This window comes from Paenibacillus tarimensis, assembly GCF_021532315.1.
Classification (GTDB): Bacteria; Bacillota; Bacilli; order Paenibacillales; family Paenibacillaceae; genus Paenibacillus_I; species Paenibacillus_I tarimensis.
On the sequence record NZ_JAKGAO010000031.1, the window covers coordinates 15,427 to 30,586 of the forward strand.

General features: G+C 52.4%; 14 protein-coding genes. All 14 read right to left on the reverse strand.

Features of this window, described 5'->3' with window-relative positions:
- Positions 1–76 precede the first annotated feature (76 nt).
- Entirely contained in the window at positions 77–2,083 is a 2,007-nt protein-coding gene (gene ftsH / locus L1N82_RS21500) for an ATP-dependent zinc metalloprotease FtsH (protein WP_235289505.1), read from the reverse strand.
- Between the two features lie 109 nt (positions 2,084–2,192).
- A complete protein-coding gene (gene hpt, locus L1N82_RS21505; RefSeq protein WP_235289506.1) occupies positions 2,193–2,732 on the reverse strand; it encodes a hypoxanthine phosphoribosyltransferase in 540 nt (179 codons plus the stop codon).
- A gap of 33 nt (positions 2,733–2,765) precedes the next feature.
- Positions 2,766–4,229, reverse strand: coding sequence for a tRNA lysidine(34) synthetase TilS (gene tilS, locus L1N82_RS21510; protein WP_235289507.1), 1,464 nt, complete (start codon positions 4,227–4,229; stop codon positions 2,766–2,768).
- Positions 4,230–4,338: 109 nt separating this feature from the next.
- Positions 4,339–5,280, reverse strand: coding sequence for a serine/threonine protein kinase (locus tag L1N82_RS21515; RefSeq protein WP_235289508.1), 942 nt, complete (start codon positions 5,278–5,280; stop codon positions 4,339–4,341).
- The gene (locus L1N82_RS21520) at positions 5,264–5,992 is read right to left on the reverse strand and encodes a vWA domain-containing protein (protein WP_235289509.1); all 729 of its coding nucleotides are present in this window, start codon (positions 5,990–5,992) and stop codon (positions 5,264–5,266) included. The genes L1N82_RS21515 and L1N82_RS21520 overlap by 17 nt, the downstream gene beginning before the upstream one ends.
- Before the next feature lie 200 nt (positions 5,993–6,192).
- Positions 6,193–8,688, reverse strand: coding sequence for a stage II sporulation protein E (gene spoIIE / locus L1N82_RS21525; protein WP_235289510.1), 2,496 nt, complete (start codon positions 8,686–8,688; stop codon positions 6,193–6,195).
- 514 nt (positions 8,689–9,202) lie between these two features.
- Complete coding sequence (locus L1N82_RS21530) at positions 9,203–9,721, reverse strand: S1 domain-containing RNA-binding protein (protein ID WP_111147662.1); 519 nt, start codon at positions 9,719–9,721, stop codon at positions 9,203–9,205.
- A 136-nt stretch (positions 9,722–9,857) separates the two neighbouring features.
- Complete coding sequence (locus L1N82_RS21535) at positions 9,858–10,178, reverse strand: FtsB family cell division protein (RefSeq protein ID WP_235289511.1); 321 nt, start codon at positions 10,176–10,178, stop codon at positions 9,858–9,860.
- Positions 10,179–10,190: 12 nt separating this feature from the next.
- The gene (yabQ, locus tag L1N82_RS21540; protein ID WP_235289512.1) at positions 10,191–10,793 is read right to left on the reverse strand and encodes a spore cortex biosynthesis protein YabQ; all 603 of its coding nucleotides are present in this window, start codon (positions 10,791–10,793) and stop codon (positions 10,191–10,193) included.
- Positions 10,790–11,074 (reverse strand): sporulation protein YabP, encoded by a 285-nt coding sequence (gene yabP / locus L1N82_RS21545; protein ID WP_235289513.1) that lies wholly within the window; start codon positions 11,072–11,074, stop codon positions 10,790–10,792. The genes yabQ and yabP overlap by 4 nt, the downstream gene beginning before the upstream one ends.
- 169 nt (positions 11,075–11,243) lie before the next feature.
- Positions 11,244–11,534 carry an RNA-binding S4 domain-containing protein gene (locus tag L1N82_RS21550; RefSeq protein ID WP_235289514.1) on the reverse strand — a complete coding sequence of 97 codons (291 nt, stop codon included), beginning with the start codon at positions 11,532–11,534 and terminating at the stop codon, positions 11,244–11,246.
- A gap of 3 nt (positions 11,535–11,537) precedes the next feature.
- Entirely contained in the window at positions 11,538–11,810 is a 273-nt protein-coding gene (locus L1N82_RS21555; protein WP_235289515.1) for an HU family DNA-binding protein, read from the reverse strand.
- Between the two features lie 189 nt (positions 11,811–11,999).
- Positions 12,000–13,502 carry a bifunctional methyltransferase/pyrophosphohydrolase YabN gene (yabN, locus tag L1N82_RS21560; protein WP_235289516.1) on the reverse strand — a complete coding sequence of 501 codons (1,503 nt, stop codon included), beginning with the start codon at positions 13,500–13,502 and terminating at the stop codon, positions 12,000–12,002.
- Positions 13,503–14,043: 541 nt separating this feature from the next.
- Positions 14,044–15,123 (reverse strand): hypothetical protein, encoded by a 1,080-nt coding sequence (locus L1N82_RS21565; RefSeq protein WP_235289517.1) that lies wholly within the window; start codon positions 15,121–15,123, stop codon positions 14,044–14,046.
- Between the last annotated feature and the right edge of the window lie 37 nt (positions 15,124–15,160).

The following is a 15,160-nucleotide window of genomic DNA, read 5'->3' on the forward strand; positions in this document are numbered from 1 at the left end:
CATCATTCAACAAAAAAAGGAAAGAGCTTCTACCTTTCGGTGGAAGCTCTTCCTCTATTATTGGAGAATCTGCAGTTTACCGCGGATCCATTCCGTCATTACCATTATCATCGCCGCCTGGAGTGGCGTCGCTGCCAGGTTCCTTCTTCTGAATCCGAACCTTGACGTTGCCCAATGTATCAATCGTTGGTTCGCCTCTGGTCTCCTCTGGGGTGTCACCGGAAGAAGTACCGTCACTGTCGCCGCCTTCAAGCGAACCGGTATCGATTAGACGCTTGATCTGCTCAAGTTCCAGCGTCTCTTCTTTAAGAAGCGTCTCAGCAATCAAAGTAACCTCACGGCTCTTCTCATTCAGGAGATCCTTCGCGCGTGTATAGCAGTAGTTGATCAGGTTCTGCATTTCCTGGTCAATCTCATAAGCAATCGCATCGGAATAATTCTGTTCATGACCAATATCGCGGCCCAGGAACACCTGGCCTTGCGAATTGCCGAACTGCATCGGACCAAGCTTCTCACTCATGCCGTACTCCATAATCATGCTACGGACAATGCCCGTTGCCTGCTTGAAGTCACTGTATGCGCCAGTGCCGATCTCGCCGATGAAGAGCTCTTCTGCTACACGCCCGCCCAAGAGGCCTGTAACCTTATCCAGAAGCTCCTGCTTTGTAACCAGCATCCGGTCTTCCTTCGGAAGCATGATCACATATCCGCCGGCACGGCCGCGCGGGATAATCGTTACTTTATGAACCATATCGGCATGCTCCAAGAAGTAACCGATAATGGTATGACCCGCTTCGTGGAAAGCGACGATTCGCTTCTCCCGGTCGCTGATCACGCGGCTGCGCTTCTCAGTACCTACGATAACACGGTCAATTGCTTCATCCACTTCCTGCATGGCGATATCCTTCTTGTTACGGCGTGCTGCGAGCAGCGCCGCCTCGTTCAGGAGGTTCTCAAGATCCGCTCCTGTAAAACCGGTTGTCCGCTTAGCGATAACATCCAGCTTCACGTCCTTGGCGAGCGGCTTGTTACGCGCATGAACCTTCAGAACAGCTTCACGGCCCTTAACATCCGGGCGGTCAACTGTAATCTGACGGTCGAAACGGCCCGGACGGAGCAGCGCCGGGTCGAGAATGTCCGGACGGTTCGTTGCCGCAACGATAATAATGCCCTCGTTGGCACCAAAGCCATCCATCTCAACGAGCAGCTGGTTAAGAGTCTGCTCACGCTCATCATGGCCGCCGCCAAGGCCTGCGCCCCGCTGACGTCCAACGGCGTCAATCTCATCGATAAAGATAATACATGGCGCATTCTTCTTCGCGTTCTCGAACAAGTCACGAACACGGGAGGCGCCGACACCGACGAACATTTCAACGAAGTCGGAGCCGGAGATACTGAAGAATGGAACGCCTGCTTCACCCGCTACGGCACGCGCAAGCAGCGTTTTACCGGTACCTGGAGGACCTACTAGCAGTACGCCCTTCGGAATACGTGCGCCAACAGCGCTGAACTTCCGCGGGTCCTTCAGGAACTCAACGACTTCGACAAGCTCCTGCTTCTCTTCGTCGGCCCCTGCCACATCCTCAAATGTAATCCGTTTCTTCTCTTCATTATAAAGACGCGCGCGGCTCTTGCCGAAGTTCATGACTTTACCGCCGCCGCCCTGTGCTTGATTAATTAAGAAGAAGAACAGGATGAAGATGATCACAAACGGTATAATGGAGGTCAGGAATGTCAGCCAGATGCTCTGGCCTTCCATCTTCTCCATATTAAATTTGAACCCGTTCGCAGCCGAAGAGTTCTGAACTTCCGCGGTTGCGTACTCCTCAGCCGGCATACGTGAGAAAAATTGCAGACTCTCTGCATCGCTCGGCTGTGTTCTATATTTACCAGTGACCAAATAGGTGTAGCCGTCAAACTTCAGAGTAACTTCCTCGACGTTGTTATCAGCAAGTACCTGACGGAACTCGTCATATGAAAGCTCCTGTGTTGAATCGTTCTGGCCGCTGATAAACTGGACGATCCCGACGGTCACCAAAAAAATAAGTAAATAAAATCCAGTATTTCGGATGATCCGATTCATCCCCTACCTCCTCTCAAGGCGCTTAAAATATTTTACCATAGCAGGTCTCCCATTCTCAACAGAACCGGATTAGACCCGATAAGGATGATCCCTGGTACGATGATTGCTGCTATTTGCTGTAAACTTCCGGCTTCAGGATGCCGATGAGAGGCAGGTTGCGGTACCGCTCGGCGTAGTCAAGGCCATAACCGACAACAAAAGCGTCCGGTAGGGTGAAACCGGTATAATCAGCCTCCAGATCCACTGTCCGGCCGGCCGGCTTGTCAAAGAGCGTTGCAACAGTTACCGACTTAGCATTTCGCCGCTCCAGTACATCAATAAGGTAGCTGAGCGTCAGACCGCTGTCGATGATATCCTCTACAATCAGAACGTCACGACCTTCAACCGGCGTGTCCAAGTCCTTGATAATCTTGACCACTCCGGATGACTTCGTCGATGCCCCGTAGCTGGATATCGCCATGAAATCAAGCTCCAGCGGAATATCCATATTCTTAACCAAATCGGCCATGAAGATAAAAGCACCCTTAAGAATACAGATTACAAGCGGATTCCGTCCTTCAAAATCACGGCTCAGCTGTCCCCCCAGCTCCTTTACCTTCTGCTGGATTTGTTCGGCGTCGTACAGTACTTCTTGAATATCATTCAGCAACTTAGGAACCCCCAATGTCTTATCTACTTATCTTTATGAATCCACGCTTCCATCCATGCGGCCTCCGGACTCTTCATTGTCCGTGTCTCCCGACCATACAATCCGCAGAAGCCTCTCGGTACCAGCCACGATCGGGGCCACCGAAGATCTGCGAACACCAGGTATCCAGAGCAGCCTTCCCTCGGCGTCCCATACAAGCGGAACCCGGTCTCTCCGTGATGTCGGGATCTTACTGTCAACGAACATATCTTGCACTTTTTTGGTGCCGTTTAAACCGAAAACACTCATCCGGTCCCCAGGTCTTCTGCTGCGGACGGTTAAAGGAAATCGGACGGCCTCAGCATCAAAATAAACTTCGCTGCCATTCCCGCCATATGTATGGTTGTCGTTCTTTCCGGGCTCTGTCCTGCCGATACCAAACAGCAGCTCCTCTCCTGTCTCGGCGATCAGCAGCCGCTTGTGCTCTGGCATGACGGAATATTCAAACTCCATAGGCATGCCCCTGCTGCCGCTATCCTTAATGAAACGCAGTGTATCATACTCGCGTACACACCGCACTCCGCCGCCTGTATCCAGACTCCAGGAGGTTCGTGCTTCATCAACAGCGGACAGCCGAATCTCCTCAATACGCTCAAAGGAAATCGTTTCCGTCTCCATAGTGAGATAGTTTAATATTAGTTTAATCAATCTCCTTTGTAAAGCGACGTGGAGGCCGGCCAAATTACTGCATTTGAGCTTCCAGCCCCCATCGGTCCGCACGGCGTGTTCCTGGAGCGCGGCTTCCGCCTGACGCTGCATGTAATCATGCTCGGCGCTGCTGACCTCCGCCAGCCGGACAAGTGATTCGCGTACACCGGGGTTCATTGTCTCCAGGTAAGGGAGAACATCAAGCCGCAGCTTGTTGCGCAAATAATACCGTTGGGTGTTGCTGCTGTCCTCACAATATTCAATATCTGTCTGCTGGCAGTAAGCCATTATATCCGTCTTGTTCATACGCAGAAAAGGCCGGATAAGTTCCACGTTTTTTTCGCGGCGGATGGGCGCCATGCCAGAGAGTCCGCCAAGTCCTGTCCCGCGGAGCAGCCGCATCAGCACGGTCTCGGCCTGATCGTCTGCATGATGAGCAAGTGCGATTTTGGAAGCTCCGTGCGCCGCTGCAACCTTGTGCAGGAACGCATAGCGCCGCCGGCGGGAGGCCAGCTGCGGATTCTCGCTGACAGCAGCCAGCTCGGCCGGCATATCAAGCTCCGTTATCTCGCATGGGATATGCAGTTGGCGGCATAAGCGCTTAACAAAATCCGCCTCCGCTCTGGACTCTTCCTTCCGGAAGCCATGGTTGACATGCGCCGCAATCAATCTGAGCTTCTCTTCTTCAGCCAGCCGGTGGAGCACATGGAGCAATGCCGTCGAATCCGGCCCGCCTGATACCGCTACTACAATCGTGTCCCCCGAGTTCCAGAGACCTTCCTGCAGCGCCGCTTGTTTAGTACGTTTCACCAGTTCCTCCATGACTCCACATCACACCCCGGTAACTCTATTGTAAATTTACACCAACCCGCTATCAGTCAAACAGCTGGCCCCTCGTCCATCAGCATCGGCCCCTGTGTTACCAGAGTCCGTCAGGAATAACGCCTTCTGCGAACATCCAGACCACCGTCGCAGCCAGTACAACCATCGAAGCGGTGAACAGCCCCTTGACCCACCCGCTGCCCTTCTGTCTGCGCATCCGTACGCCCGGCCCGTACATGAGCCGCTGCCAGGCAGCCGCCCCTTCCCGGGCGCTGGAAAATCCGCCCTTTAACGCCTGATCAAGCCAACCATTGAACGGCTTCAAGGTTGGACTGGCCGCAGCCAACTTAAGCAGCTCCTCTATATTCCTGTTCTGGGGCAGCAGAGTCTGGGTCAGCTGCAGTAGCCGTTTTCCTTCAAACTGCTGAATACAGAGCACAGCAAACGAGAAGAGGTCATAGCTGCCCTCAGCGGTACGCGTGCCCCCATTCCAGTAGCCCCTGTCGTAGATTTCTGTGAACTGCCTGACGCTTTTGCCCGCAGCGGTTACACCTCCGTAATCGACAAGCTCGACACGGCCGAATTCCCCGACCATAACATTCTCCTGCTTCAGATCGCCAAAAGCCCAGCCCGCTTCATGAAGCGCCGCAAGCCTTCCCAGCAGGTGGAAGCCGATGAGCGGAAACCAGTCCGCCCCCTCCCTGTGCAGGAACTCGTTCAGGTTGCTCCCCTTGACATAACGCATTACGTAGAACGGATATTCCTTGCCATCCTGATGGCGAAAATCATCCACGGCGATCAGGAAGGGCTCAGCCCCCTTTTTTTGAACAGCGAGGCTCTGCAGCACATTGATTTCCGACTGCAGGTCGACGGCATCTCCGCCTATCTTCAGCGCGTAATGCCGACCCAGGTGTTCGACCAGATAAACCTTGCCGTTAGCCCCTTCGCCGAGCAGCCGTTCCACCCGGTACTGGCCCTTCTTCCACTTGCCGGTCAGCACCGACCCGCGCGCGAGCCGGATATCAAACGACGTAGTCACCGCTTATCCCATCCGTTTCTCTTCTAGTAGTTCTACCATAGCCGCCTTTGCCGTAAAAATCAATGACCTGCATCAGAGCCGGACCGGTCGGCGTCGTTCCCCGCATTTGCAGCTTCGGTATTATGCTGCGCATACCCGTGAGATTGTCTGTCCAATCCAGATCACACATACAATCATCCCCGCTGCTGGAATGCGGAAAATGAAACACAGCGATCTCACTGCGTCCCGACCGGGCCTGCAGACTAAGCATCAGGTCACGGATTGCCTCTTCCACCGCCGCAAGCTTCGGCTTCATGCTTGCACTCGCATCGATTAGAAGAGCCACCTTTAAATCCGATGTCTCGCCCAGATCATCAATGACTCTAACAACCTGCCCCCGTTTCTCCGGCGGAAGCTCTTCTATTGCGTCTGCGCCAAACACCTGCTTCAGCTCCCGGTTGACCGCCTGCTGAATCGTAGTGACAACCGTCTTGCGGGTCATTAGCTGCACAGTCTGCGACAGCTGGCGTTCATGAACGATCCGGCTCAAACCACCACCCGCTCTAGCTATATCGGCAATTTCCTCTCTGCCCGCCATAGATGCCTCTTCATTATTATCTAATACACCGACTACATTGACTGTAATTCCCTCGGATCTTGCATGTGCAGCTGCAACGACCGGACTCATGCCGACATTGGAGCAGCCGTCTGTTATAAGCAGAATCTGCCTCATTCGCCTACGCCTCCCTATTCTCCGTTACTAGTAATTAGACTGCCTATGAATCAGCATTCCCGGAAATAGAGGGCTTATACCAATCTACTGCCGCTATCCTAGCAGCCGTTCCGCCAAATAATAACGCCCATTGAAAAAAGACCGTACCGGAAGGCCCGGCACAGTCTACTTCTCCATCATAAAGAGGGTTTCTCCACCCGCTAACTTACCGTGCGAGGACGCTCAAACTTGGACATCCCCGGCCAGCGGAAGGTTGCCCACTCCGGCTGATGCTTACTCACCTTCGCTACTACAACGGTCATATCATCCACAATCTGACCTTCATGATGGCGGACCACATGCTCCAGCAGCTCATCGGCCATATCCTGCGGCTCTTCCGAATGCAGCTCCTGAATGACGCGCTTCATCCACATTTCCTTATTCACCGCATGGCCCGGCGCATCGTAAATGCCGTCTGTCATCATGATGAGCGTATCCCCCGGCTGCAGCTGAATGCGAATCAGATCTACGTCGATATCCTGCAGAATGCCAATCGGCAAATTGTTGGCGGAGATCGGGATCACCTCGCTGCCTCGCCGGATGAAGCTTGGGGTCGAGCCGATCTTCATAAAGGTTGTCTTCGCTGTATACATATCGATCAGGGCCACATCCACAGTGGCGAATACCTCATCGGAGGATCGCAGCAGTAGTACCGAATTAACCGACTTGATAGCCAGCTTCTCATCCATCCCCGATTTCAGCAGCTGCTGCAGAATCGAAAGAGCCGTGCTGCTCTCCAACCGTGCGCGCTCACCGTTCCCCATACCATCGCTAACGGCCACCGCAAACTTGCCGTTGCCAAGCTCTACCGTGCTGAAGCTGTCGCCCGAGAGCAGGTCTCCCCCTTTAGCAGCCCCCGCCACCCCCGTCTCCACTTCAAACTCCTTCGCTGAGCCGAAGGTGACGGACGCCGGCTCTCCGCTTGTATCAGGATAACGCTCGGTCTTGACCGCAATATGCTCACCGAGGATATCAGAGAGCAGCGGCGCAACGATTTTGCGGCATTCATCGTAGCCCCTGCCGAAGGTATGGGTAACCTCAATGTCGACATTCCCTTCTTCCAGGCTGATAATGTCCACGCTCTGGATGGACAAGCCCAGTCCCTCTAAAGCTTCCCGGATTTGCTCCTCCTGCAGGTGCAGCTCCTGCCCTTCACGCCGAATTTCCTTCGCCAGATCCTCCATGATCTGCGACACGCCGTAGAGCTGATCCGCGACAAGCTGCCGCGACTCCTGAATCTGCTTGCGCCAATGCTGATCATGCTCGAACAGATCATACTGCTGGCGCATAGTGGCCAGTACCTGCTGCGGCCGGACACAATGGGTTGTCCACTCCTTCGGCAGTTCCTTCGTTACGCCGCGGCGGTTATTCTCGACTGATGACATCATATCCGTCATCACTTTATAGGTCTGATAAAACTTACCATCCCAGCACATGTCCTTCCGGAAGCAGGTCGCACAGGTACGCTCAGCTACCGCATTCATGAAATGCGTCTTGTCATCCTCGCTCTTCTGCCAGGCATCAGTCTCCTGCATCTGGCCGAAGCTGCGGGACAGCTGACGGAAAACCTCGGAGAACTGCGTAACCCGCTGAGCGGTAACATCCCTTACTCTGCGGGCATACTCATGCTGTGTCTTGGCATGCTCGCTTGTCCCGGGCACATAACGGGCGATTGTTCGCAGCAAACTTCTAGGTGTCATCAGGAAGAGTGCAGCTGCCGCCACTGACTCCCAGGCAGAGGTCAACACATCCGTCTGACCGCCTACATATATAGAGAGGATAGAGGTTCCGAGCAGCATTCCGAACGCCACCGCTGTCTTGCCTCCCTCACGGAGCAGTCCGGCAAGCAGTCCCGAGAAAGCCAGCAGGCTCATCTGCACAATTGCCTCAAAGTCAGCAAGACTGAGGATTAATCCGCCAACCACCCCTACGGATGCCCCCAGCGGAGCGCCCCCGACGAGTGCGAACATCAACAGCAGGTAACGGGACATGATATGCTCGGCAGACATGCCATACACTACCCAGCCGACTGCGCCGGTCATAATGGAAGCTAGCAGGATCATTAGGCAGATAATTTCTTCGTTCTTCAAAGCGGAGGTTTTCTTCGTCATGGTCAGTACCGGCACCGCTTGAATGAAGACGAGCGTGAGAACAAAGGCGAGACTCGCCTCCACGGCCACCATCATCAGGTGATACCAGTCAAGCGAGGAGGTTAAGACGACCCCGAATAATTTAACCAGCATAGTAGATATAAAGACAATGAGCGGCGCATAGGATAATTCAGATCGCTCATACGCTTCCATTCCTTTCACAAGCAGGTAAAAGGCAGACAGCTCCATGGCGATCCACAGGGTGGATGGCGTTGCAGCAAACCAGCTGCCAAGAACAAGCGAGGCGGCTACGATCAGATGGACATCCCGTCTCAGGAAATAAATCACAGCAAAGTAAGCAATGGCAAAGGGGGCAAGAGACTCCAGAATCATGGCCCTGCCGAGCAGAAAAGCAACCACCGCGAGCAGCACAGTCCACTTCTTGGAAGCTATAGTCTGTGTGATCCGCTTCATCCCCGCAGAATTCCAGCCTTTACGAACCGTCTCCTGAACGACACCTGTCTGCTTTGCACCCGGGAACATAACCAGGTTGCGTTTGTTCATCATTATTCTGGCACCACCATTCCGAATTTTAGAACTTCCACCATTCATGATGGATGGACAGGCTTAAGCTTATGCCGAAGCCCTTACCGCTCTGAGTGTTACCCATTATAGAATTGGGAACAGGGGATGTTTGTCATAACCCGTAGGGAGCAGCAAAGTTTTTTCCGACAAAAGCCCCTCGGACCGGCAGCCATGTCAAACGGTGGGCGAGCCCAATGGCTGTGCATGTTTACAGGCAGAAGCCTTAAGCCCGGCAGACGGCTTGTTCAACAAAAACCGGGTTGACCGTTCATATGTTCGCGGGTGCAAGGCGTCCGAACCTGTCGGAGATGATGGAGATATACGGGAAAGTATTTGGTCTGTGCCAAAAGAAAGAATATTGGCGCCTTGCGCAGACGGAGAAGTGCTGTCCTTCAGCTATTTCCTGCGGACGACAGCCCTATACATAGCTTTACATAGCAAATACGCCGCCCCTGCTTGCAGGGACGGCGTACTTATACGACTCTATAAAGATTGGTTACACTCGCTTCGCGCCACGGCCTCCACGCTTGGACTCCGTGTTTTTCTTGAGGGAAGAAATACGTTCTTCACTGTCTTTCAAGAAGCGGGAGACTTTATCCTCGAAGGATGGTTTGCCAGGGGCAGCCTTGAAGGGACGTCCTCCACGGTCGCCTCCTCCTGGACGTGGTCCAGCTCCGGGACGGGGTCCACCGCCTGGACGAGGTCCAGCTCCGGGACGAGGTCCGCTAAATCCTGGACCACGGTCACCACCGCGCTGCGGTGGCACATAACCCTCCGGCCGATCGATTGCCTGTTTAATAGAAAGTCCGATTTTTCCGTCCTTGTCCACATTGATTACCTTCACTTTGACAACATCGTCAATCTTCAGGTGATCTTTGACGTCTTTGACGTAATTATCGGCAATTTCCGAAATGTGAACGAGCCCCGTGACACCCCCCGACAAATCGACGAATGCTCCGAAATGCGTTATGCCTGTCACTTTGCCCTCTAATTTGGCTCCCACTTCAATTGCCATAGAATAAAATGTTCCTCCCTAAGATTTTTGCAAAGCAAATGAACCATACCATAATTGGATTGATTCTTACTTCTTGGTATACCTATCGTGATTATACCCGAACGCCTGAACTAAGGTCAACAGACGGTTGCCCGTATTAGTCCCCGGCTTCGGTGACCTGGATCGGCTGTTCACCCGGTAAAATATAGCCGTGCTTGCGGGCGATCTCCCGAATGTATTCGGAATCATTCAACCGGTCAACCTGCTTCTGCAGCTTCAAACTCTCCGCTTCGGCTTCCGCAAGGGTCTCCTGAAGCGCAAGCCGCTTCATCTCCGTCTCGCCGCGCTGCTCCATCTGACTGAAGAGGGTATAGAGAGCCCATGCCATAAACAGCACAACAAAGGCGAACCAAATCTTCAGACGGCGCTTGGAACCAGGGTGTGTGGTTGTCCGATTGGATGTTTGGGCTTTGGCCACGCTATGTACCTCCTAAGACTTATGGTTTCGTATCCGCTCGAAGAACGCCTTGATGCGGGCTACCAGCCCCGGCAATCCCAGCTTCTCCCCTGTCTGCTTCATCCAGCCCCATAAGGGACGAATCAGCGGTGACAATATCCAGGATAGGAAAAGCCAAAACGGACGTAACAATTGTACCACAATACGGAAGAGGAACATAGTACAAACAATCAGAAACCCAGCGGTAATCTTCAGCAGCCGGTATACCAGTATTACCGGCTTGATGAACAGCACCTCAAAGGCACGGACAGCCGCCGCCCATAAGCTGCGCAGCGCATCCATAAGCCATTCAACGATTCGGATAATGATCCGGCTCAGAAGCCAGAAGTAAAAGCTGATGCCAATAAACAGACCAAGAAATACATAGAACCTGACTTCCCCGTCATTACTTGCGATCAGCATCCGGAAAACAATCAGTGTTGCCGCTGTCCAATACAACAAATCCAGAACCGGAACCCATATACGGCCAATCCGCAGCTGATTCGACACGACGCGGTAGCCGTCAAAAGCCGCCCCCATTCCGACCCCGGACAGCATCATTACAGCCAGCGACAAAAACTGAATCTCCAGGTTCACTTAAACAGCTTACCCAGGAAGCCCTTGGATTTGTCTGCGGCTGCCCCGTCCAGGTAGGCGATGGAATGGACGAGTCCCTCGATTGCAACGAGGCCCTGCTCCAGGCTGAGATGCTTCATGTGAAGGTTCTGTCCGCGGACGGTTACAAATCCGCACTCGGTCTCCAGCAGAAATTCCTCGCTGTCAAAGCTCTCGACATTACTGACGCCGGTCAGCTCCAGGACCTTACGGTTCAGCATCTTGACTTCCTGGCGCTTGGCGGATTTTCCATGTTCATTCATAGCTCGGCCCCTCCTTCATTACTACATGCATATGGAGGAGGGACAAGATTTAGAACCGGGTGACGGCATAGGTGCATTACCCGATCCGGGCAGGGGTGAAACATCCCGGAAATAAAAAAAAGAAAGCCCCGGTGACGGGGCTTTCTCTCTCATCTGACAAGATGCCGGATTAGAAGAGGTTACCGCCTTCCGGGCTGTTCTCCGGCTTGCGGGATTCCTCTTTCAACAAGGTATAGAGTTCGGCAGCTTCATCCTTACGGGTCGTATCAGCAATCCGTTCCACACGGACTGTCACAATCTTCTGTCCGAACTGGATGGTGAGCTCGTCGCCGGCTTTGACGGTGCTGCTCGCTTTCGCTTCCCGACCATTGATCCATACGCGCCCCTGCTCAGATACATCCTTCGCTACGGTGCGGCGTTTAATCAATCTCGATACCTTGAGAAATTTATCCAGACGCATTCTTTACTTTACGGCTTCCTTCAGTTTGTTGCCGGCTTTGAATGCTGGAACGTTGGATTCCGGGATTTCGATTGTCTTGCCTGTTTGCGGGTTGCGGCCTACACGACCGGAACGCTTGCGGGTCTCGAATGTGCCGAAGCCGATCAGCTGTACTTTGTCGCCGTTTTGGAGCGCTTCTGTAATTTCGCCGAGGAAGCCGTTCAGTACCGCTTCCACGTCACGCTTGGTCAAACCGCTTTTGTCCGAGATGTTGTTGATCAGATCTGTTTTGTTCATTATGAGTTGCCTCCCAGCAATAAAATTAAGTAAGGCCAGACGCACGTATGACGCCTTAATCCTTATGTATAGCCCTTTATTAGGGTACTTCAAGGTGTACTATTCTTCCCGTTCCTGGAAAACTCCTGCTGGTCCGCGAAGTTTTTTTCGATTTTTGGTGAAAAAAGACGATTTTTGACGACGAAGTGGTTATAATTCACGCTTTGCCTCTTCCCACCAGCGGTCCATTTCTTGTAAGTCAGTCTCGTCAAATGTGCGGCCGCTTATACGGAGCTGCTCTTCAATATACGCGAAGCGGCGCATAAATTTCAAGTTCGTACCGGCCAGCGCTTCCTCAGGGTCGGCGTCAATGAACCGGGCAGCGTTCACGGCCGCAAACAGCAGATCACCCAGCTCACGGGCCTGCTCCTGCTTGTCCCCATCCCCAATCGCCTGCCGCAGTTCAGCGGTTTCTTCCTCGATCTTCGCCAGTACAGGCTCCACATCATCCCAGTCAAAGCCTACCTTAGCGGCCTTCTTTTGCAGCTTATAAGCCTTCATAATAGCCGGCAAGTCCTTCGGAATACCAGCTAGCAGCGACTGCCCCTCCCGGCTGATACCCTTGCGGCGCTTCTCCTCGGCCTTCATCTCTTCCCAGTTCTGCAGCGCTTCGTCGGCATTGTCCGCCCCGCTCTTGCCAAACACATGCGGATGCCGGAAAATCAGCTTCTCGTTCAGCGTCTGAATGACGTCGTAGGCATTAAAGGCACCCTGCTCTTCTTCCATCTGGCTGTGGAGCATAACCTGAAGAATCACATCGCCGAACTCCTCCTGCATGCCGGACGGGTCATCATTATCAATAGCCTCCAGCGCTTCATACGTTTCCTCGATGAAATTCTTCCGTATGGACTGATGCGTCTGCTCGCGGTCCCACGGGCATCCCTCCGGGCTGCGCAGAATCGAGACGATCTCATGCAGACGGTCAAAGGACCTGTTCAGCAGGCGATCGTCCTCCGAACGGGGAATCCAGATCAGCGACAGGTTGCCGTAGCCTTCGATCCGGTCCAACTCATACAGCGGCACCGTCTCAATCCGCTCCTCGCCCGCTACGCCAAGCGCATGCCCGACGGTGACCAGGTGCTCATCCGGATACCGTTCCATCAGCGTAAGCTTCACATCAGATGCTGTAAATTGGTCGTAGACCTGCCCGATAACCGTATGAAGCTTAGGCTGCAGAAGAGAATGGTGCAATTCACCCGCGTCCAGCAGCTGGAAGCCCTCAATCGGGTCGAAGCCAAGCCGGACGAATGCCTGGTCGAGGAAGCTCTCTCCGCCCAGGATATGCAGGGAGATCCCTGCCTCAGGGCATCGTTCCCGCAGCAGCTGCACGGTGCGCTCGGCTACCATCGGGTGACCGGGCACCGCATAGAGGACCGACCTGCCCTCATTGCTTATGGCCGGGCTATCCGATTGGGCTGCCTCTATAAGAGCTGCCGCAATGGCCTCATACACATCAGGGAAGGACTCCATCTGTTCATACAGGTAATCAAAGGATGTATAAGAAAGTCCGTTCTTCTCAAACAGGCTCATCATCGGATGCTTGTCCGTACGGACGTAGCGCACCTCCGCTTCTTGAAGCCTGCGCCAGACACCAAGCGTCAGCTGCTCTTCATCGCCGGACCCGAGCCCGGCTACCGTAATGGTTGGTTGCATGCCAATCCTCCTCACGAATCATGCCGCTTCCAGTATGTCCCTATACGGAAGCTGTGCGTTTATATTATAGCCCTCCGGCGTGTTCGTTGAAACTAACAAATTCCTTTAAGCCCCTTTAATAGTTCATCAACAACGACTGCATTAACTGTCCGCAAGCCCGGTTCCATAAGTATTCTTTTCTGTCCATTACTGATATTACCAGCTGCTCCTGTAACAATCACTCCAAATGCAATTATCTGCTCTAGTTCACTATAATAATTGAAGTTGCTTAAAGATACCCTTAATGCCAGTTAGATCTGAATAGCGAGAGATACTGTATAACGAGTGGCGGGTACCTGACAGTAGGCGGCATATCACCGATGCATGCCCTGTATGTGTCTTCAACCTCGGGAGCTCAACCTCCGCATATACGGAAAGAGGACGAATCTAGCACTGTTTCCAGCACTTAAAATCCGCCCTTTAACTGCCCTATACGGGACCTGTTTATTCATTTGCATTTTTGCAAGTAATTCCGATACTAACCGAGAGACGAATTAACACTTTATTCCTCTATCGATTTAAATACTACCTTATGAAATGTACCGTCGGTAAAATTAGCTTTTTGAACAAGCAGAAACACCGAACTAGAACTTGCCTGATATCCAGCAAGGTCGTAGGACAAGGCATCAGGAGCGGTTTTAGATTTTATGATTTGCTCACCATTAGTACGATATAGCGACCAAGCGTTGGTGTTCCCGTTTTTGAGCAACATCATATCCCCAGACAACGATGTTACCCATCCTCCATTCTCATCATCCGAAAATTGCTGCTTCACATCATGAATAAGCCTGCCGGTTGCACTGCTGTATATCTGTAATACGGGTTGCGGCTTAGACAGATCTGGCCAATTTACATTAGCACCATGAGGGCCATTATTGTGAAACGTGTGCACGATTGTTGTAGCATTAGTCATCTTGATATTAAAGCTGGTGTTAAAGTTGTCAATTGTAATCGCTGACTTCTTGTACAGATTAACGATGACAAGTTTATTGTGAGTAGAGGCACCGATCTCATCCAATGTGACCTTCAATGCTACATAGGGATACTTACTATAACTGATTTCGCTAATATACTCTCCAGTCTCTTTGAGATAAGAGGTCAAATCACTTTGAATGACTGGCTTGTTCCAGGGAGATTGATAAACCTTGAATACATTGTCTTCGAGAGTCATGATCCGTTCCGGTATCTGGTTATAAGGTATGAGCCATTGTACAGCCGCAGTTTGCTCTGAGAGACGAATCGGATAGTTGCTGTTACCTAACATTTCGCCGTGTTGGTTGAGCACTTTTTTCTCCAGCTTGTGGTTATTCCGGTTCAGGATAATGAACTTGTTCGAATTGAGGACATCCGCCTGCACAATCGTTTCCATGGTATGCGACCAGTTGATCGTACTGTTCTCCATATCCCACAGTGATACCCTGCTTCCGCCTTTATCCACTACCAACGCCTTCCCGGAATCCTCCACTTGTTGGATTTGTACCTGTGACAAGTAACCATCCACCGATTCAGCCGCATACAGAGGAGATTGGAATAACAGAAGTGAAAGAGCAGCCGATATTATGAATGCATATAATTTTTTCATAGTTAGCCTCCAGTTCCATTCTATTTTTGCCTGGAAG